This is a genomic window from Croceivirga lutea (genome assembly GCF_014235875.1).
Classification (GTDB): Bacteria; Bacteroidota; Bacteroidia; order Flavobacteriales; family Flavobacteriaceae; genus Croceivirga; species Croceivirga lutea.
In genome coordinates this window covers 21,657-41,559 of sequence record NZ_JACJUK010000003.1, presented here as the reverse complement: position 1 = coordinate 41,559, position 19,903 = coordinate 21,657, and the positions used below count along the sequence as shown (strand labels likewise).

The 19,903-nt window shown below is 36.9% G+C and carries 17 protein-coding genes; 8 read left to right on the top strand and 9 right to left on the bottom strand.

The window, feature by feature from the left end; genetic code table 11:
• Nucleotides 1-8: 8 nt before the first annotated feature.
• The 4 genes from H5V42_RS06370 to dinB form a co-directional block, all read right to left on the bottom strand.
• Entirely contained in the window at nt 9-734 is a 726-nt protein-coding gene (locus tag H5V42_RS06370) for a sulfite exporter TauE/SafE family protein (RefSeq protein ID WP_185782311.1), read from the bottom strand.
• A gap of 32 nt (nt 735-766) precedes the next feature.
• Nucleotides 767-3,067, bottom strand: coding sequence for an FdhF/YdeP family oxidoreductase (locus tag H5V42_RS06365; RefSeq protein WP_185782310.1), 2,301 nt, complete (start codon nt 3,065-3,067; stop codon nt 767-769).
• A 41-nt stretch (nt 3,068-3,108) separates the two neighbouring features.
• On the bottom strand, nt 3,109-6,105 hold the full coding sequence (locus tag H5V42_RS06360) for a DNA polymerase III subunit alpha (protein ID WP_185782309.1): 2,997 nt from the start codon (nt 6,103-6,105) through the stop codon (nt 3,109-3,111).
• A 116-nt stretch (nt 6,106-6,221) separates the two neighbouring features.
• Nucleotides 6,222-7,436, bottom strand: a complete 1,215-nt coding sequence (gene dinB / locus H5V42_RS06355) for a DNA polymerase IV (RefSeq protein ID WP_185782308.1) — start codon at nt 7,434-7,436, stop codon at nt 6,222-6,224.
• A gap of 207 nt (nt 7,437-7,643) precedes the next feature.
• On the opposite strand from dinB, the gene H5V42_RS06350 reads away from it, so the two are divergent.
• A complete protein-coding gene (locus tag H5V42_RS06350; RefSeq protein WP_185782307.1) occupies nt 7,644-8,606 on the top strand; it encodes an ROK family protein in 963 nt (320 codons plus the stop codon).
• 113 nt (nt 8,607-8,719) lie between these two features.
• Here H5V42_RS06350 and hutG read toward each other — a convergent pair whose 3' ends face one another.
• The 4 genes from hutG to hutH all read right to left on the bottom strand — a co-directional run bounded on the left by hutG (nt 8,720) and on the right by hutH (nt 14,596).
• Nucleotides 8,720-9,673, bottom strand: coding sequence for a formimidoylglutamase (hutG, locus tag H5V42_RS06345; protein WP_185782306.1), 954 nt, complete (start codon nt 9,671-9,673; stop codon nt 8,720-8,722).
• Nucleotides 9,674-9,677: 4 nt separating this feature from the next.
• Nucleotides 9,678-11,675 carry a urocanate hydratase gene (locus H5V42_RS06340; RefSeq protein WP_185782305.1) on the bottom strand — a complete coding sequence of 666 codons (1,998 nt, stop codon included), beginning with the start codon at nt 11,673-11,675 and terminating at the stop codon, nt 9,678-9,680.
• A gap of 127 nt (nt 11,676-11,802) precedes the next feature.
• Complete coding sequence (gene hutI / locus H5V42_RS06335; protein ID WP_185782304.1) at nt 11,803-13,029, bottom strand: imidazolonepropionase; 1,227 nt, start codon at nt 13,027-13,029, stop codon at nt 11,803-11,805.
• Nucleotide 13,030: 1 nt separating this feature from the next.
• On the bottom strand, nt 13,031-14,596 hold the full coding sequence (gene hutH, locus H5V42_RS06330) for a histidine ammonia-lyase (protein ID WP_185782303.1): 1,566 nt from the start codon (nt 14,594-14,596) through the stop codon (nt 13,031-13,033).
• 60 nt (nt 14,597-14,656) lie between these two features.
• Here hutH and H5V42_RS06325 point away from each other — a divergent pair, with 60 nt between their 5' ends.
• A complete protein-coding gene (locus tag H5V42_RS06325; RefSeq protein WP_185782302.1) occupies nt 14,657-15,568 on the top strand; it encodes a LysR substrate-binding domain-containing protein in 912 nt (303 codons plus the stop codon).
• A 34-nt stretch (nt 15,569-15,602) separates the two neighbouring features.
• The gene (locus H5V42_RS06320; protein WP_185782301.1) at nt 15,603-16,157 is read left to right on the top strand and encodes a nitroreductase family protein; all 555 of its coding nucleotides are present in this window, start codon (nt 15,603-15,605) and stop codon (nt 16,155-16,157) included.
• Here the strand turns inward: H5V42_RS06320 and H5V42_RS06315 are convergent.
• Nucleotides 16,154-16,666 (bottom strand): DUF456 domain-containing protein, encoded by a 513-nt coding sequence (locus tag H5V42_RS06315; protein ID WP_185782696.1) that lies wholly within the window; start codon nt 16,664-16,666, stop codon nt 16,154-16,156. The two genes, H5V42_RS06320 and H5V42_RS06315, sit on opposite strands and share 4 nt — an antisense overlap.
• An 82-nt stretch (nt 16,667-16,748) precedes the next feature.
• Here H5V42_RS06315 and H5V42_RS15370 point away from each other — a divergent pair, with 82 nt between their 5' ends.
• The 5 genes from H5V42_RS15370 (at nt 16,749) to H5V42_RS06290 (ending at nt 19,895) form a co-directional block, all read left to right on the top strand.
• Nucleotides 16,749-16,862, top strand: coding sequence for an energy transducer TonB (locus H5V42_RS15370; protein ID WP_185782300.1), 114 nt, complete (start codon nt 16,749-16,751; stop codon nt 16,860-16,862).
• Nucleotides 16,863-16,985: 123 nt separating this feature from the next.
• On the top strand, nt 16,986-17,462 hold the full coding sequence (locus H5V42_RS06305; protein WP_185782299.1) for a hypothetical protein: 477 nt from the start codon (nt 16,986-16,988) through the stop codon (nt 17,460-17,462).
• Between the two features lies 1 nt (nt 17,463).
• Nucleotides 17,464-18,015, top strand: a complete 552-nt coding sequence (gene ruvC, locus H5V42_RS06300) for a crossover junction endodeoxyribonuclease RuvC (protein ID WP_185782298.1) — start codon at nt 17,464-17,466, stop codon at nt 18,013-18,015.
• Entirely contained in the window at nt 18,016-19,152 is a 1,137-nt protein-coding gene (gene hemW / locus H5V42_RS06295) for a radical SAM family heme chaperone HemW (protein ID WP_185782297.1), read from the top strand.
• Nucleotides 19,149-19,895: a cyclase family protein gene (locus tag H5V42_RS06290; protein ID WP_185782296.1), complete on the top strand. Its 747-nt coding sequence runs from the start codon at nt 19,149-19,151 to the stop codon at nt 19,893-19,895. The genes hemW and H5V42_RS06290 overlap by 4 nt, the downstream gene beginning before the upstream one ends.
• Nucleotides 19,896-19,903 lie beyond the last annotated feature (8 nt).

Genomic DNA, 19,903 nt, shown 5'->3' with positions numbered 1-19,903 from the left:
GTTTTATCTTAAAAAAGTACTTCTATTAGCGTAATTACTCCAATTATCAATATTAAGGATAATGAAAGTCGCTTAAATTTTTCTTGTGGTATTTTATTTAAAATTAGCTTACCAAGGTAGGTGCCTATCCAACCTATAACTATTAAAAACGGTATGTAAATTAGAATTTCTTTGGTGATGTATCCATTGCCATAATACACAAATGACCGGGTTAAATCTATCATAAAATCTATAAATGCTGAGGTGGCAATAAATGCATTTTTTTCAAGATTAAAAGCGGCCATGGTTAACCCTCTAATGGCACCACCAGTCCCTAAAAGTCCGGCAGAAAAACCAGATAATGAGCCGCCGTAAATCGCATTTTTATTACTCGGCAATACAATGACTTCCTTTTTTATGAGAAAAAAAAGACTAAACACAATGAGAAAAACGCCAAGTATAATTTTTAACCATAGGTCATTACCAAATTTTGACAAGATACCCCCGATAATTACAAACAATACTGATGGTACGCCAATGTAAAGTAATAGTCGCTTGTCTAAACCTTTTTTGAATAAAACTATCTTGCTCAAATTACTAGAGACGTGAAATATGGCTGTCAATCCTAGAACGGAGTAAAAATCAAAATAAAAATTACCAATAGGAACAAAAAATACCGAAGAACCAAACCCCCCTATAGTACCTACAATTTCTGCAAGTAATGCGAGTAAAAGAAAGAAGTATTTAATGTTCATTGATAAAGGCAATACCTTTAAAAGTAAGCTATTTACATTACTTCCGCTATTGTTATTCGAATTGATTTACTGATTGGGGTTTGGCTATCATCTGCAAATTGGTCAATTGGAACCAATACATTAGTCTCAGGAAAATAGGCAGCTGCATTTCCTTGAGGAATATCGTAGGGTATAACCAAGAACTTTTCTGCGGTTCTTTTCTTTCCGTCATAGTCACTGTGCAGATTAACAACACTTCTCTTTTCTAAATTTCTAAGCTTCATATCAGCTTTATTCATAAAAACCACACGTCTTTCATTATGTATGCCTCTATACCTGTCGTGTAGTCCATAAATGGTGGTGTTGAACTGGTCATGAGAACGAATAGTCATCAGAATTAACTCATCTTTATTTAACGAAATTCTCGTTACTGGATTAATAGTTAATTGCGCTTTTCCATTTGGTAAGTTGCTAAAATCACCTGCTCTAGCATTGTTAGGTAAATAGTAGCCATGACCTTTAGAACGCTCATTGGTTTTGTCAAATCCTTTTACAGTTTTATCAATTAACTCTCTGATAGCATTGTAGTCATGGGCTAAGGTTTTCCAGTCCATACTATGATTACCATCAAAATATGTATTAGCTACTTCTGCAATAATTTCTGGCTCGCTTTTTAAGTTACCTGAAGCAGGTTTTAATAGCCCCTTACTTTGGCGAACTTTACCTGTGCTACTTTCCATGGTAAGGTATTGCTGTTTTCCATTTTGAATATCTTTTTCAGACCTTCCAAAAGTGGGTAATAGTAGGGCAGTTTTACCTGTAATTAAATGGCTTCGGTTTAATTTGGTGCTTATTTGAACGGTTAGGTGGCAATTAGAAACTGCTTTTGCCGTGTACACTGTATCAGAAGCTGCCATCACAAAATTACCTCCTAAACAAACAAAGATTTTTGCTTTCTTTTTATACATAGTTTGTATGGCCTCTACCACATCAACACCTCTTTTGGTGGGCGCATCAAAACCAAGATGTTCTTTAATTCGGTTATTTAGGCCTTCATCAACAAAATGTTGTATACCAACACTACGGTCTCCTTGAACATTACTATGGCCACGCACGGGGCAGGTGCCAGCGTGCGGTTTTCCTATGGCTCCTTTAACCAATAAAATGTTTACATATTCTTGTATGGTAGGTACGGCGTTTTTGTGCTGGGTAATACCCATGGCCCAGCAAATAATGATTTTAGAATTTTTAGCTAACAATTGAACTACTTCCTCAACATTTTCTTTGTCAAGCCCTGTTTGTGCCAGCAATTGTTCATTGTTATACTTATCAAGGTCTGTTATTAGTTCATCGTAATTAGCTACTTTATTTGCAATAAATTCATGGTCAAACACGGTATTAGTTTCGGCGTCTAGTTCTTTTAATCGTTTTAAAATATATTTAGCTAAAGCGATATCTGTATTGATTTTTATAGGTAGATGTATATCTGAGATGTTTCTACCGCCACTTAGCATATCAGCTACCTTTTGTGGATTTTTAAAATTTACTAAACCTGTTTCGGCTAAGGGATTTATGCTTACAATTTTACCTCCATTTTGCTTGCATTTTTCTAAGGCAGAAAGCATTCTAGGATGGTTAGTTCCTGGGTTTTGACCTACTACGAGTACTACTTCGGCACCATGTAAATCATCTATGGTTACAGAACCTTTACCTATACCCAACATTTTAGAAAGTGCCTTGCCCGAAGATTCATGACACATATTAGAACAATCTGGCATATTATTGGTACCTAGTGCCCGGGCAAACATGCCGTACAAAAAAGCAGCTTCATTACTAGAACGACCAGAGGTGTAAAATATGGCTTCATCTGGGTGGTCTAATGCTTTTAACTCTTTGGCCATTAATTGGTATGCGGCTTCCCAACTAATAGGTTCGTAATGTACTTTGCCTTCTTTTAAAACTAAGGGTTCAGTAATTCTACCTAGTTTATTGAGTTCATAATCACTATGTTTGGCCAATTCTTCAACGGAATATTTACTAAAAAATTTAGCTCCAATATGTACTCTTGTGGCTTCATCAGCTAAAGCCTTAGCGCCATTTTCACAGTATTCCGCAATTTTTGAAGGATTTTCTGGTACGGGCCATGCGCAACTGGGGCAGCGAAAACCATCTTCTTGATTCATGTCAAAAAGGGCCTTGGTGGCATTTACTACACCCATTTCTTTAAAGGTGTGTTTTAGGGCTTCGGTGACACCATGAACACCTGCAGCAGTTCTCATGGGTTCTTTGAGTTCAAGCCCGGTAAATTTTATATCACTTGTAATAGAAACCTTTCGGGTAAATTCCTTTTTCATCTGTAGTAGCAATTAATAGGCTAAATGTAGGGGATTGTAGGCTATTTCTTTGACCCAAATACTTTTTTGCTTGTCCGCATCTCTGCGTAACGTGGGTCTGGAACAAAATCTTGCTTTTTCATTTTAATAACCTCAATACTTAAAAAACCAAATTCGCTTACCACTTTGCCATAAAACCGATAAATACCTTTTCCGTGAAAGCTATATTTAGCCGCAATCGGTGGAAAAAGTACGGTGTCAAAAACTTCACCATGCTGGTCTAATAGTGTGGCAAAATGCATGCGTTTGCCGGTATGCGTACGAGTGTTTTTTACAGTAACTAGATAACCGTAGATATCAATAAACGTATTTAAATATTGTGGTAAGTCTCGGTGACCATTCTGATTTAAAGGTGGTTTGGCTAAAAGTTCAAATGGGCTACATAGTGGAAAACCCAATAGCTCCCATTGTTCAAAAGCAGTTTCTAAAGCCGTAGTGTGTAAAGTAGGTATGGTAAACTTGTTTCGTTTTGGCGGAAATAATTTTGGATGGTCTACCCGTTTTCCTTTAGAAAGGGTGAGATGCGCTTTCCATAGCAGTTCATGCTTATTAATGCCTGTGAACCTAAATGCATCAATACGAATTAGAATAGCTAATTGCTCAACAGAAATTACAACGCGGTCTATAAATTCTTCTAAGGTGTTAAAGTTGCCTTTGTTTTGCCGTTCTGTGAGTATGCGTTGCATTACGCGCTCTTCTAAATCGCGTAAATACATAAAACCTAAATAAATATGAGTGCCATAAATTACGTTAGCGGCATTACTTTGATTAATACAAGGTGGATGTATGGTAGCACCCATCATTTGAGCATCATGTACATAAAATTCAGCGCTGTAAAACCCACCACCGTTATTAAGTACAGCTACTAAATATTCTAACGGAAAATAAGCACGTAAAAACAAACTTTGGTAGCTCTCAACGGCATAAGAGGCGGAGTGTCCTTTGGCAAAAGCATAGCCTGCAAAACTGGCTACTTGGTACCAAACTTCATCTATTAATTTTTCTGAATAGCCTTTTTTAAGGCAGTTGCTTCTAAATTTTTCTTTTACCTTTTCGAACTCTGCTCGTGATCGAAACTTACCGCTCATACCTCTGCGTAGTACATCTGCTTCACCCAAATCTAAATCGGCAAAATGGTGGGCTACTTTAATTACATCTTCTTGGTAGACCATTACACCGTAGGTTTCTGGCATTATACTCAACATAACAGGATGCCCTTTTTCTTGGGCTCTACCTGGATTGCGATGACGTAGAATATATTCGCGCATCATACCACTTTTAGATACCCCTGGCCTAATAATAGAACTGGCTGCTACTAAACCTAAGTAGTTGTCTACTTCTAGCTTTTTAAGCAACATGCGCATAGCGGGTGATTCTACGTAAAAACAACCCATGCATTGTGCGGTTTTTACGAGGTTGTTGATAACGGGGTCTTTGAAAAATGCCTTTACATCATGTATGTCAAAATTTGCTTTTTCTGGCTGATTATAAGCTACAATACCTAGGGTGTCTTTTATTTTTCCTAACCCGCGTTGTGCTAAAATGTCAAACTTAAATAAGCCAACATCTTCAGCAATAATCATATCAAAATGTAGGGTAGCAAAGCCCTTGGGTGGCATAAAAGTGGCCGAAAAATAATGCAATGGGCGTTCACTAATAAGTATACCGCTAGCATGTACACTAACATAATTAGGCATACCTTCAATTAGTTTCCCGTATTTGAGCACTAAAACGGCCATGCTGTCTAGTTGCGAAACCTCAAAATTGCCATTACTTAGGGCGTCTATTTCTGCTTTTGGGAGCCCAAAAACTTTACCCAATTCTCTTACAACTCCTTTGTATTTAAACGTTACGTAGGTGCCTACCAAGGCTACATGAGAAAATCTGTTGAAGATGTAGTGCGTCATGTGTTCTCTGTCTCGCCATGAAAAATCAATATCAAAGTCGGGCGGATTGGCTCTATACAGATTGATAAAACGCTCAAAATAGAGGTCGAGCTCCATGGGGTCTACGTCTGTAATGCGAAGCAAATAGGCTACAACACTATTGGCGCCACTACCACGCCCCACATAAAAAAAGCCTTGTTGGCGAGCGTAGCTTACAATATCCCAGTTGATGAGAAAATATGATACAAACCCCATTTGTTTGATGAGGTCTAGCTCTTTGTTTAAGCGGTTAGTAATAGCTTTAGTAACTTTTGGGTAGCGGTAGGGTAATCCTTCTTTACAAAGTTTTAAAAGGAGGGCCTCATCTTCTGCTTTGTTTTGATTATAAAACCGTAGATTTTGTGGTTTTCGATTTTTAGAAAAATCAAAATGAATACTGCACTGTGTTAGTAGCTTTTCAGTGTTTTCAAGAATAAAACTATATTCAGAAAACGCGGCAACTAAATTTTCTAACGGATACATTTTTTCATCTTCTTGAGCCAGTTCACTTTCATCTAGTTTACTTAAAAGCACATTATTATCTATGGCTCGTAATAAACGGTGGGCATTAAAGTCACGTTTGTTTCTAAAAGTAACGGGCTGCTGTACTACCAGTTTGTCTCTTTGTTTTTTTAATCGCGAAAAGGGTAGACGCCTTAAATCTTTGATAGAGATACCTATAAATTCATGCGGAAGAAAATTATCTAGTTCATTCAATAAAATAGTCTCGAATGGGTAGATTACAAAGGCGTTTTTAAATACGGGTGCCCGTGCTGGTATTGCTACAGCTTTATGTAAGTGATAAGACAAAAAAGCGTTTAACTCTTGGTAACCTTCATTGTTTTTGGCAATGCCGATAAAACAGGATTCTACTCCGTTTCTAAAATCAATACCTAAAAGTGGGCTAATATTAAATTCTGCAGATTTGCGTACAAAGTTGAGCGCTGCTGATGTGTTATTAATATCAGTAAGTACCAATTGCTTTATATGATTTTCTTGAGCAAGTTGTAGCAACTCTACTTCTGAAAAAGTGCCAAAGCGTAAACTGTAATAGGTGTGGCAGTTTAGATACACGGTGTTTTTGTTGTTCCTTAATCGTTAATCGTTAATCGTTAATCGTTAATCGTTAATCGTTGTTCGTTGTGTGTAACATTTTTAAATTAATAATGCTACCATCTGTTAACTATGCTTTACTGTTTTCTATGTGCTAAAACTACTGGTGGTTGCCCGTTAAATGGGTTTTGCATACGACCAATAGTTTTGGCGTCCATTGCAGTGGCGCGTAGTACAGCCCGGTCACCAAAGCGCTTACGAACCTTATCCATAGCTTGGTATAGATTCAATGCTTCCTCGGTGTCATCAAAAAGGTTAATTTGGTAATTGCCCGAGACTAAATGGCTAAACCTAATACCTACCAAACGCACCAACATTCTTTTGTTATAAAGTGTATTAAATAGATCCATAATTTTTGGAATTAAAATATGGTCTGCGCTGGTATACGGAATGCGCTTTTGTTTAGAGTAGGTGTTAAAATCAGAATATCTAATTTTTACAGCAATGCAGGCGGTGAGCTTTTCACCCCTTCGTAATTGATAGGCCAAGTTTTCTGTCATTGCCATGATTATACCTTTGAGTTTGACCACATCAATAGTATCACGGTCAAATGTACGTTCAGTAGAAATAGACTTTCTGTCGCAGAAAGGTATTACTGGGGTGTTGTCTATACCGTTGGCTCTTTTCCAAATAACAGTACCGTTGGCACCTAATACCTGATGCATAACATCAATAGGCATTTCTTGTACTGTTTTTACCTGTCGTATTCCTAAATTACGCAGCGTTTGGTAGGTTTTGTCGCCCACCATAGGTATCTTTTTTATAGAAAGTGGCGCTAGAAAAGGCTTTTCTAAACCAAAATCTATTTTTAACTGGTTGTTAGGTTTGGCTTCATTAGTAGCTACTTTAGAAACTACTTTGTTTACAGATAGCCCAAAAGAAATAGGTAAACCTGTTTCTTTAATAATTTTTCGGCGCAACTCTGTAGCATATTTGTAGGTGCCAAAAAATTTATCCATACCAGATAGGTCAGCATAAAACTCATCAATACTCGATTTTTCAAAAACAGGCACTTCTTCTCTGATAATGTCTGTAACCACATCTGAATGTTTACTGTAGGTGCCTGCATTACCACGAATAACTGTAGCTTCTGGGCACAACTCTTTAGCCATACGCATAGGCATGCCTGAGTGTACTCCAAAACCACGAGTTTCATAACTGCAGGCTGCCACTACGCCACGGTCACTAGTACCGCCAACTAGCAGGGGTTTGTTTTTAAGCTCAGGGTTAATGAGCCGTTCAACAGATACGTAAAACGTATCTAAATCCATATGTAAAATGGTCTTATTCATAGGGGTGTTTTTTTATGGAAATAAAAAATGGGAAGACTAAATTATGGAATAAATCCAATAAATAGGAAATAATCCAAGTTAATATTTTTTCAATTTTTATTTTCAGAATAACAAAGCGTGTAACGCTAGTGTTTAAGAAAAATTAATGTGCTTGTTTTTGATAGAAAAAGTATGCAAGCGTATCTTTAAGAATCTCAAAGCACAAATATGAATTTAGTAGTAGGCATAGATATCGGAGGTACAAAAACCAAAATTGGCTTGGTTGATAAAAATGGAAATTGTCTAGAAAAGACTTTCTTTAGAACACAAGAGTTTCCAGATTTAGATAACTATCAAAATAAAATTAAAGAAGAAATAGATGCGCTAATTGCGGGTCTTGATTTTGAGCCTACTATTATTGGTTGCGGTATAGGAGCACCCAACGCATCTAGTAAACGTGGTACTATAGAGAATGCAGCCAATTTAAAGTGGAAGGGTACCGTACCGTTTTTAGAAAAATTCCAAGAAAAATGGGATATTCCTATGCGGATTATGAATGATGCTAGTGCTGCTGCTTTGGGGGAATTACTTTTTGGTAATGGCAGAACTATGACAGACTTTATTGCCATTACTTTAGGAACAGGTTTTGGAGCTGGCATTGTGGCTAACGGGCAATTAATAGATGGTTTTGATGGTTTTGCCGGAGAATTAGGGCATGTAGATATGACCATGGGAGATGGTCGTTTAACCGGACTCGGCGTTAAAGGTGGCTTAGAAGCGTATGTATCTGCAACCGGACTCAAACGCACCATTCTTTACATGCAAAGCCAATATTTAGATGAAAGTAGGTTTAGAAGTGTTGCTTTTAATGACTTACATGGTGAGGATATTACCAAAGCTGCTGAAGAAGGAGATACCATTGCTATAAAAGCATTTGATTATACGGCTAAAATAATGGCCCAAGCACTAGCTAATTTTACCGCCTTTACACAGCCCGAAGCTTTTGTGCTCATGGGTGGTTTGGTAAATAGCGGAAAATGGATTTTAGAACCTTTAGAAAAATACCTAGATGAGTTTTTGTTAGAAGTGTATCGTGGTAAGGTTAAAATATTACAATCGGGTATGGAAGGTAAAGTGGCTGCCATTTGTGGAGCAGCAGCATTAATTTGGGAAAAAAATACAGAGAAATAAATCTTTAGTTATCTTTGTGGTGTTGTGTTGTGTTCCGTATGCGTACGGAACAAGTGTTACACCGAAAGGTGCTAACCAATGAAAGGCTTTCCTTTTGGGAGGCTTTTTTTCGTTTACAGCCATTCTGAATGAATTACAGCGTGCAATAAAGAGGCAGCCAATTTTGCGGTTACGCCATCTAGGTCATATTTTGGGTTCATCTCTGCAATGTCTAGACTTATCAATTTTCCTGAACCTAGTATGGTATCTAAACATTCTAAAACAATATCAGGCGCATAACCCATAGGTGATGCAGCGCTTACCCCAGGAGCGTAAGCCGATGAAAAACCATCAAGGTCAATAGTAACATAAACGTAATCTACCTTAGCTATAAACGCTTTAATCCAAGTAATGATTTCTTTAGCAAATGCAATTCTAAAGGTGTCTTTAAGCACGTAAGTAACACCCAATTCCGCTGCAGTTTTAAATAATAGTTTGTCATTAGCATCTTTTCGAATACCTAAACAGAGGTACTCAAAAGAATCATTCTCGCTAGCTATTTGATAAAATGGTGTGCCAGAATTGGCACCTTTGCTATTTTCTCGCAAATCAAAATGAGCATCAAAGTTTATGATTCCGATAGTTGATTTTTTATCTATAGAATTCAAATAATTTTTAATGCCATTAAAGTGTCCATACGCTATATCATGTCCGCCTCCTATTAGTAAGGGCAGGGCTTTTTTTTCTAATAGAGAAGTCACACTTTTGGCTAATTTATTTTGTATTTCCGTTAGATTTCCGGTCGTAAATTCAATATCGCCTACATCAATTAAGTGTTGCTTATCACTCAAATGGTTGGGCATTTTTGCTAACGCAGCACGAATTACTTCTGGGCCTTTTTTTGCCCCAATTCTACCCTGATTAAGTAGTACGCCTTCATCACAAGCATAACCAAGAATTACAAATTGTTGTGGTCTAGCTTCTAGCTCTTGTAAGGTTGAAAATGCTACCTTTTCGTGTACATATAGTTTTTGCTCTGATTGTCTACCAGACCAATTAGTTTTAGACGGAGTGTTGTATAGGGCCATGCTATTAGATTAATGAATTTAATACGTTATCATCAACTAAATTGGGTAAGGTAACTTTAAGTGTTGGGGTACGTTCCATTTCTCTTTTTATGGCAAAAATAGCTTCTTGATTACGCGCCCAACTGCGACGCGCTATACCATTATTAACATCATAAAACAACATATTTTTGAGTCGTTTAGAAGCTTCTTTAGACCCATCTAGTAGCATGCCAAAACCACCATTGATAACTTCACCCCAACCTACACCACCGCCGTTATGTATACTTACCCATGTAGCGCCTCTAAAGCTATCACCAATCACATTGTGTATGGCCATATCAGCAGTGAATTTACTACCGTCATATATGTTACTAGTTTCTCTATATGGAGAATCTGTTCCACTAACATCATGGTGATCCCTACCCAATACAACAGGTCCAATATTACCTGTAGCAATAGCGGTGTTAAAAGCTTCTGCAATTTTACTTCGCCCTTCTGCATCTGCATATAAAATTCGCGCTTGTGAACCTACAACCAATTGGTTTTGTTCTGCAGCCGTTATCCAGTTAATATTATCCTGCATTTGCTGGCGTATCTCCTTAGGCACCGTTTTTTGTATCTCACGCATCACTTTTAATGCAATAGCATCTGTTTTTCTCAAGTCTTCTGGTTTGCCAGAAGCACATACCCATCTAAACGGTCCAAAACCATAATCAAAACACATGGGGCCTAAAATATCTTGAACGTATGATGGGTACTTAAAATCTATATTATTTTCGGCCATTACATCAGCTCCTGCACGTGAAGCCTCTAGTAAAAAGGCGTTGCCATAATCAAAAAAATAAGTGCCTTTAGCGGTGTGTTTATTTATTGCTGCAGCTTGCCTTCTTAAAGACGATTGTACATATTCTTTAAATTTTGCTGGATTTTCAGACATTAAGGTATTGGCTTCATCAAAAGATAAACCCACAGGATAGTAACCACCTGCCCATGGGTTGTGTAAAGATGTCTGGTCTGACCCTAAGTGAATAAAAATATGCTCTTTATCAAAGCGTTCCCAGACTTCAACCACATTGCCTATATACGCAATACTTACAACTTCTTTAGTAGCTATTGCGTTTTTTATACGTGCAACTAGGGTATCCATTTGGTCAATAAGTTCATCTACCCAGCCTTGCTCAAAGCGTTTATTAGCTGCTTTAGGGTTTATTTCTGCGCAAACTGTAATGCATTTAGCAATAGTACCAGCTTTTGGTTGTGCACCACTCATACCACCAAGGCCTGCTGTTAAAAAGACTTTACCCTCAGTAGTTTCTCCTGCTTTTAAGACTTTTCTAAAAGCATTCATTACCGTAATTGTGGTGCCATGAACAATACCTTGTGGGCCAATGTACATATAAGAACCCGCTGTCATTTGACCATATTGCGTTACACCTAGAGCATTAAATTTTTCCCAATCATCTGGTTGTGAATAATTAGGTATCATCATACCATTGGTGACCACTACTCTTGGGGCATCTTTAGAAGAAGGAAACAACCCCATTGGATGCCCAGAATACATGTGTAGGGTTTGCTCTTCAGTCATCTCAGCCAGGTATTTCATGGTCAATAAATACTGCGCCCAATTTTGAAATACAGCACCGTTACCCCCATAAGTAATTAACTCTTCGGGGTGTTGCGCAACTGCAGGGTCTAAATTGTTTTGAATCATCAACATTAAAGCGGCCGCCTGTTGGGTTTGGGCAGGGTATTCCTCAATTGGCCGCGCATATACTCGATAACTAGGTTTAAACCTATGCATATAAATACGACCATAGGTTTTAAGTTCTTCAGCAAATTCTGAAACTAGCTCTTTATGCCAAGCCGTTGGAAAATAGCGCAAAGCGTTTCTAAGGGCTAATTTTTTTTCTTCAGCAGACAATATATCCTTACGTTTAGGTGCGGGATTACCATTTTTAGGATACGCTTTTTTAGGGGGTATTGTTTTAGGAATACCTTGTAAAAGTTCTTCTTTAAACGTCATTTTAATTTTTTTTTGGTGTTTCCACCTTCATAATACTTCGGTGGTCGGGCTTTTTGCACTACATGGTAGTATGCTGCAATCCCTAACACCTTGGTGTGTTTCTTTTGTAATAGGCTTAGGCAATTCATTAGATTTTTGGTACGCCTTTAATAAATACCTGACTCGGTTTTAATTGCCCTTGTTGATAGGTTATCTCTTGATAATTTTTAGTAGGGTACACTACCAAATCTGCATTCATTCCTCTTGCCAAAACACCACGGTCGTTTAGGTTTAAAGCTTTAGCAGCTCTAAAGGTGAGCCCAGCCAAAACTTCAGCATTAGAAAGCTTTTCAAATGTGGCTAAAATACTGGCTTGTGTAAGTAAATTACCCATAGGGGCAGAACCTGGATTATGGTCACTAGCAATTGCCAAACAGGCACCGGCATCTAATAATTTTCTTGCGGGAGTGTACGCACAACCTAATCCTATCGATGCTCCGGGTAGGGCAGTGGCTACCGTATTGCTTTTGGCTAACATTTCCACTTCGAGCATAGTGCTAGCTTCTAAATGGTCTGCGCTAACTGCATTAAAATCTACAGCTACCTGACTACCACTTGTAGTAAACTGGTCAGCATGTACGGTAATATCAAACCCCATATGTTGTGCTTTTTTAAAATAGGGTGCTATTTGTTGCGCTGTAAAGGCACTTTCTTCAATAAAAGCATCTATTCTGTTAGCTAAGTTTTCTGATTGTAGAACCGGAAATAATTCTTGGGAAATGAGCTCTAGGTATGCTTCGGGTTGGTTACTCCAATCTTTTGGTACCATATGCGCAGCCAAACAAGTGGGTACAAGTTGTTGAGCCGTTATTTTATCGGCGGTTTTAATGGCACGTAACATTTTAAGCTCTTCAGTTACGTTTAAGCCATAACCACTTTTAACCTCTAGCGTGGTAACACCAGCTTTAATATGTGCTTTAGTTCTAGTAATTATTCCTTCAACCAATTCAGCTTCTAAAAGCTTACGAGTTTTGGTTACTGTATCCCAAATACCCCCACCAGCCTTAGCAATTTCAAGATAGCTTTTGCCCGAATTTCTTAAGGCAAAATCATTAGCTCTTGAACCTCCAAAACAAATATGGGTGTGGGCATCTATAAATCCTGGTAAACAAACTGTATCGCCATCAATATGTATGATTGTATCAACGTTTTCTTTTAAATCGGCAAATAATCCGATTTTCACAATCTTTCCTTCTGAAAATAGAATTCCACCATTGTTTATAAGGGTTAGTTGTTCATCATTTAGTGCTCCTTTTAAGGGTAATCCGGTTAACGGAAGCAATTGTGTAAACGGACCAATTAATGTTGTTGCCATGTTAAAGTGTTTCAAAGGTTTTGGTGTATTGACTCAACCACGAAATATTTTCTTTAGCCATAACCTCATTTATTAAGTCAATAAGTGATTCATCACTAATCATATCAATAGCAATATTTATATCATCCGCAAATACACGGTCTTTCTCTGCAAAGGCTACCTTTGTTCGAACAAAACGGTGCACTTCATTTAAAATAACCCCCGATTTTAATGGTTTTCGAAACTCAAAAGCCTGTGCAGCTGTTAGTAATTCAATTGCCAGAATCTTTTCTACATTTTGTATTACCTGTAATGCTTTTCGACCACTTATAGACCCCATACTTACATGGTCTTCTTGTCCCATAGAAGTAGGAATACTATCTGCGCTAGAGGGAAAACATAAACTTTTATTTTCGCTAGCTAATGCTGCTGAGGTGTACTGTAAAATCATATACCCAGAATTAATGCCAGTATCTTTCATCAATAATTGTGGAACGCCATGTCCGCCTTCTAAGGCTAAATAAATTCTACGGTCAGAGATGTTACCCAATTCTGAAGTGGCAAGCGTAGCATAATCTAGAGCCATTGCTAACGGTTGCCCATGAAAGTTACCGCCGCTTATAGATTCGTTATCATCTACAATTACGGGGTTATCTGTAACCGAGTTTAATTCAATTTCTACCAGTTCTTTTAGGTGCAGCCAAGTATTTCTACTGGCCCCATGTACTTGCGGCATACAGCGTAAAGAATAGGGGTCTTGAACTCGGTCACAATTAAAATGGTCTTCTAAAATTTCTGAACCATTAAGCAACGTTCGAATACGGCCAGCTACATGTTGATTGCCTTTAAATGGGCGCAAATTGTGCAGGCGTTCATCAAACGGGCTCGAGGAACCTTGTAAACCCTCCAACATCATTGCACCAATAATATCTGCTTGCTGTAAAACAGATTGTAACTTTTTAACCACCAAAGCAGCGTGTGCCAGAATAAACTGGGTACCGTTAATTAAAGCTAAGCCTTCTTTAGCACCCAGTTCTAGGGGGTAAACATTTAGTTCTTTAAATAATTTTTGTGTAGCATAAATTTTACCACGATAAGCTACCTTACCCAAACCCAGTAATGGTAAAAACAAATGGGAGAGTGGTGCTAAGTCACCAGATGCGCCTACAGAACCTTGAGAAGGAACTACGGGTGTAATATCTTTTTCTATATGCCAGATAATGCGCTCTAAGGTTTGCAATTGTATTCCAGAAAATCCTTTAGCAAGGGCATGTACTTTTAAAATCAACATAAGTTTAGCAAGTTGATTTGTTATTGGTTTACCTACACCTACACTATGACTTTGAAGAATGTTTGATTGTAGAATTTTAGTTTTCTCTTTGGAAATTGAAGTGGTACAAAGGGGTCCAAAACCTGTATTTATACCGTAGACTGGCATGCCCTTATCCACTATCTCAGCAACGCGTAATGCACTTTTTTCTACCTTTTTTTTGGTTAAATCTGAAAGCTGACCCTTTATTGCTCCGTTACTAATAGCCAATGCTTTACCTACGGTAAGAAAATCTTCTCCAAAATTAAAATATTCCATATCTACTTAACTGAATTCTCAAAGTTATTAGGTATTTTTGATAATTGCCAATACGTTTTTATGAAAGAGTTGATAAGTTATAATTATCAAATTGAATTAAGGCATTATATCTATTTTTTAGCTGTAGCGCAACAACTACATTTTAGAAAAGCAGCGGAAAAACTATGTATCTCGCAACCCGGATTAAGCACTCAAATAAGGCAGATGGAAGAATTATTAGGTGTTCAACTATTTACCAGAGACAAAAAGAAAGTTGCCTTGACCACAGAAGGGGAATTTTTAAAAAAGGAAGTGGTGTTCTTGCTTAGTCATTTAAGACAAACCAAAAAGCAATTATACTTAATGAAAAGGGGGCAATTGGGTGAAATTAGAATTGGATTTTTGGGTTCTGCCATGCAGAATGTAGTTCCAGATTTAATTTTAAAGCTCAAGGAGCAGTATCCTAAAATAAATGCTAGCCTCGATGAATTGTCTAACACAGCCCAACTAGAGGCTTTGCAAAAAGACCAACTAGATTTGGGTTTTGTGCGTTTAGGCACAGTTCCAAAAAGTTTTGAAATTCGCCCCGTTTTAACAGACACCTTTTCTTTAGTTGTACCTGAAAGTTTTCATTTGAACGAGACTAATTTTAAGGGCATGCATCAAGTTGCCAAAGAATCGTTTATCTTCTTTGCTAAAGATTATAGTCCGTATTATTATGATATGGTTGTTAGTATATGTAATGATGCTGGCTTTCAGCCTAAGGTTACCCATAAATCTGTTCATGGGCAAACCGTTTATCGCCTGATTGAAAACGGATTGGGTTTGGCTATTGTGCCTACTTCTTTAAAATATGGTTTTGATATGAAGGTTCGCTTTATTAAACTAAAGAAAATAAAGCAACGCGCCGTACTTTCTGTAGTTTGGAAAAAAGATAATCGTAACCCGGTGTTAAAGCAATGTTTAAACCTTTTATTGGCTAAGAAAGCATAATTATAAGCTGTATTTTTATAAAAAACAGACTAAAATGATTTTAGATATTATTAAAAAACGCCGAAGTATTTTTCCTCCTCAGTACATCAACAAACCTATAGCAAAAGATACCATAGAAAAGTTACTTGAGGCTGCCAATTGGGCTCCCAACCATAAAAAGACTGAACCTTGGCGATTTAAAGTTCTCACAGGGGAGACCAAGGAAAAGTTGGGCTTGTTTTTATCATTGAAGTATTTAGAGAATGACCCTAATCCAAAAGAATTCAAGGTTAAAAAACTAAAAGAGAATCCGCAAAAAGCAGGGGCTGTAATTGTGATTAACATGCAAAGAGATCCTAAAGAAAGTTTACCAGAATGGGAAGAAATAGCTGCAGTAGCCATGGCAGTTCAAAACATGTGGCTTGCCTGCACAGAGATGGGTCTTGGTTGTTATTGGAGTTCTCCCGGTTTAATTAAATATATGAATGAGTTTCTAGATTATAATGAAGATGAAAAATGTTTAGGTTTCTTTTATATAGGTCATATTGATAATGAACTGCCCCAAGGTGAACGCCAACCTATTGCATCTAAAGTAGAGTGGTTTGATTAGGAAAACTGAAAAATTTCACCGGCAATTTCAACGGTCTTCCATATAAAAAGTCCGCAATAAATAATAGCAATAAGGAACTTTAAAAAGGTGCCGGTTAAAAATCCAATAAAAGAGCCAAAGGCTGCCTTCCAGGCTCTTTTTTGGTCTTTATTTTGTGATAATTCACCAACTAAAGCACCAACAAAGGGCCATATAATTATACCAAACGGACCTAGAATAGGAAAGAAAATAGCAACGAGTAATCCAATAATACTACCCCACATTCCTGCTTTACTACCCCCAAATTTTTTGGTGCCTGCAGCCGGTATAATGTAATCTAAAACAGTAACCAACAGGGCTATAATTGCGGTGACAATTAGAAAAGTCTTGTTCATAGGTACCGCATTAGTAAGGTGTAATAGAAGCAAACCCACCCAACTCACTGGTGGTCCTGGTAAAACGGGTATAAAACTTCCAATAATACCAACCAAGGTTAATAAAAATCCGATTATAATTAGTGCAATATCCAAGCTGTTGTTTATCTGTTGGTCGCAATTATACAACATTTGTTACATTTTCTTTGGAGTCTAATAAAGAGGACCTAATCCTTTGGTGAAAGATGAGGCAGAACGCATTATTCAAAGACTTCCTAAATTAGAACCTGCAATTAAGGCTAATGAGCCGGTTGATGTGGTATATTCTATTCCAATTACGTTTAAATTATAATAGGCACTACCTTAAAACTAATAACTTTTTAAAAAGGCTGTACGCTTTTAAGACATCATAATGGTCTTTGGCTTTATTGCCTTTTTATTTTATCGTAATTTCGGCCAGGTTCAGTTTAATCACATGTCTAGGCTTACTTGCTTACTTTTTTGTCTTACATTACTGTCGTGCCAGTATTTTGCTTCTACTGAGACACGTACAGAGAATGAATTGCGTGAAAAGCTTTTAGAGATTGATTGGAACGAGGTGGACCACTTTCCATTATTTGAAGTAGAAGATGAAATTTTAAGCAAAGAAGAGCAATTAATTAAGTTTCAAGAGGGGTTGCTAAATCGTTTAGACAAAACCTTAGGTGAAATAATATTTCAAATTGAAGAAGATATTAATGATACTGTTAAAGTTGATTTTGAAGTTGACGAAGATGGTTTTATAAATGTGCTTCAAATGGAAGAAAACAAAGCAGTAGATACTTTAGTGCCTAATTTGCTCGAAAAAATAAAAGGAGGGCTAAAAGATTCTACAGTAATTGCGGCTGAAAAAAGAGGAATTCCGGTTAAAATAAGATTTCAGTTACCTGTAATCATAGATAGTAATCAGTAAATTGAGTAAAGAAAAAATAATCTTAGGAATAGACCCTGGAACTCAAATTATGGGGTTTGGGTTAATTAAGGTGGTCAACAAAAAAATGCAGTTTATGCAAATGAACGAGCTCATGCTTAAAAAGTATGATGACCCATACTTAAAACTCAAACTTATATTTGAACGAACTTTAGAGTTAATAGATACCTACCACCCAGATGAAATAGCTATTGAAGCGCCTTTTTATGCTAAAAATGTACAGTCAATGCTAAAATTGGGTAGGGCACAGGGTGTTGCTATGGCAGCAGGATTGTCTAGAGAAATACCAGTGACAGAATACCTTCCAAAAAAAATTAAAATGGCAATAACTGGTAATGGTAATTCCAGTAAAGAGCAAGTTGCTAAAATGCTACAAGGTATGTTAGGGTTAAAAACCCTTCCGAAAAATTTAGATAGTACTGATGGTTTGGCTGCGGCGGTTTGTCATTTTTACAATTCAGGTCGTGTTGAAATCGGTACAAAATATACCGGTTGGGCATCTTTTGTAAAGAACAATCCTAATAAGTTGGGGTAAATGTCTGGTATTTATATTCATATACCTTTTTGTAAACAAGCGTGTTACTATTGTGACTTTCACTTTTCAACGAATTTGAAGAAAAAAGATGCGTTAATAAATGCCTTAGTAAAAGAGTTACAATTACGAAAAAATGAGTTTAATGGTAAAGAGGTCAAGACCATTTATTTTGGTGGAGGAACACCATCTTTACTCTCCAATGCTGAAATTAATAAAGTAATAGCATCAATTACCACCAATTATAAGGTTGCTAGTAATCCTGAAATTACACTAGAAGCTAATCCAGATGATTTAACAGAAGAACGTATTATTCAACTTTCAAAATCTTTGGTTAACCGTTTAAGTATTGGCGTACAATCATTTTTTAATCACGATTTAAAGTTGATGAATAGAGCGCATAATGCCAGTGAAGCAGAAAAATGTATAGCGTTTGCCACCACTTATTTTGATAATATTTCTATTGATTTAATATACGGTATACCCGGTGCAACCAATGAACAATGGAATTTGAATATTGAAAAGGCATTGGAATTTAACATTCCACATATCTCTAGCTATGCGTTAACTGTGGAACCCAAAACAGCATTAGCTTCATTTATTGAAAAAGGTATAATTTCTGATGTTGATGATGAGCAAGCAGAACGGCAATTTCAAATCTTAGTTTCTAAACTAAATGCCGCTGGTTTTGTGAATTACGAAACCTCTAACTTTGGAAAACCTGGGTATTTTTCAATAAATAATACCGCATATTGGCAGGGTAAGACGTATATGGGTATTGGACCATCTGCGCATTCTTTTGATGGAACTAGAAGAGGGTGGAATGTTCGTAACAATTCAAAATACATACAATCAATTGAACAAAATGAACTTTCGATTACTTACGAAAAGTTGTCTAAAATAGACCGATATAATGAGTATGTTATGACGGGCTTACGCACTATTTGGGGTGTTTCGTTAAATCGTATTACTAAAGAGTTTGGGCCGCGGTATTTTACTTACATTACTCAACATTCTAAAAAGTTTATTGAGCAAGGTCTATTAGAACTTACTGATAATGTGTTGCTAACAACCCCAAAAGGAAAGTTCTTAGCAGATGGTATTGCAGCCGAGTTGTTTATGCTTAATTTAAAAGCATGATTACAACTATTAAATACAACTCAAGAAACTTAAAAATAGATTTAACCAAACCCCTAGACATTTCTATACCTATGTCTGGTTCGAGTGATGACATCAATGCTTGGTATGTAGATGCGCCTAAGATAGAACCTCATGTAAATAAAGGCTTTATAGGAAGCGTTAAAGAAGGTGCAGTAATTAATTTTAACGACATTTACTTTAACCCGCATAGTCATGTTACGCATACAGAATGTATTGGTCATATTACAGAAGAAGTACATTCCATAAATAAAAACTTAAAACAGTTCTTTTTTTTAGCGGAATTGGTATCCGTAGCACCAGAAAAGAAAGAAAATGATTTGGTAATTTCTAAAAAGCAATTGCAATATGTCTTAGGAAACAAAAAAAGAGATGCCATTGTAATTAGAACTTTGCCTAATACTAAATCGAAAAAAACAAGAAAGTATTCCAACACCAATCCACCTTATTTATCAGAAGAAGCAGCTCTTTTTCTAAGAGAAAAAGGTGTTAATCATTTACTTATAGATTTACCTTCTGTTGATAAAGAAAAAGATGATGGCCAGCTACTTGCTCATAAAGCCTTTTGGAATTTTCATGGTCAACAGCGCTTAAGCGCCACTATTACAGAATTTATTTATGTACCTAATAAGGTAGAAGATGGCACCTACTTTTTAAATCTACAGGTGGCACCCTTTATTAATGATGCTAGCCCTAGTAGACCAATTTTGTATCAACTACTTTAAATAAAGCA

Bases quoted from the DNA above. Each gene is read 5' to 3' on its own strand.
- hutI (WP_185782304.1), bottom strand. From the start codon at position 13,029: ATGGCAACAACATTAATTGGTCCGTTTACACAATTGCTTCCGTTAACC.
- H5V42_RS06340 (WP_185782305.1), bottom strand. From the start codon at position 11,675: ATGACGTTTAAAGAAGAACTTTTACAAGGTATTCCTAAAACAATACCC.
- hemW (WP_185782297.1), top strand. From the start codon at position 18,016: ATGTCTGGTATTTATATTCATATACCTTTTTGTAAACAAGCGTGTTAC.
- H5V42_RS06290 (WP_185782296.1), top strand. From the start codon at position 19,149: ATGATTACAACTATTAAATACAACTCAAGAAACTTAAAAATAGATTTA.
- H5V42_RS06370 (WP_185782311.1), bottom strand. From the start codon at position 734: ATGAACATTAAATACTTCTTTCTTTTACTCGCATTACTTGCAGAAATT.
- hutH (WP_185782303.1), bottom strand. From the start codon at position 14,596: ATGGAATATTTTAATTTTGGAGAAGATTTTCTTACCGTAGGTAAAGCA.
- H5V42_RS06350 (WP_185782307.1), top strand. From the start codon at position 7,644: ATGAATTTAGTAGTAGGCATAGATATCGGAGGTACAAAAACCAAAATT.
- H5V42_RS06320 (WP_185782301.1), top strand. From the start codon at position 15,603: ATGATTTTAGATATTATTAAAAAACGCCGAAGTATTTTTCCTCCTCAG.
- H5V42_RS06365 (WP_185782310.1), bottom strand. From the start codon at position 3,067: ATGAAAAAGGAATTTACCCGAAAGGTTTCTATTACAAGTGATATAAAA.
- hutG (WP_185782306.1), bottom strand. From the start codon at position 9,673: ATGGCCCTATACAACACTCCGTCTAAAACTAATTGGTCTGGTAGACAA.
- dinB (WP_185782308.1), bottom strand. From the start codon at position 7,436: ATGAATAAGACCATTTTACATATGGATTTAGATACGTTTTACGTATCT.
- H5V42_RS06305 (WP_185782299.1), top strand. From the start codon at position 16,986: ATGTCTAGGCTTACTTGCTTACTTTTTTGTCTTACATTACTGTCGTGC.
- H5V42_RS06325 (WP_185782302.1), top strand. From the start codon at position 14,657: ATGAAAGAGTTGATAAGTTATAATTATCAAATTGAATTAAGGCATTAT.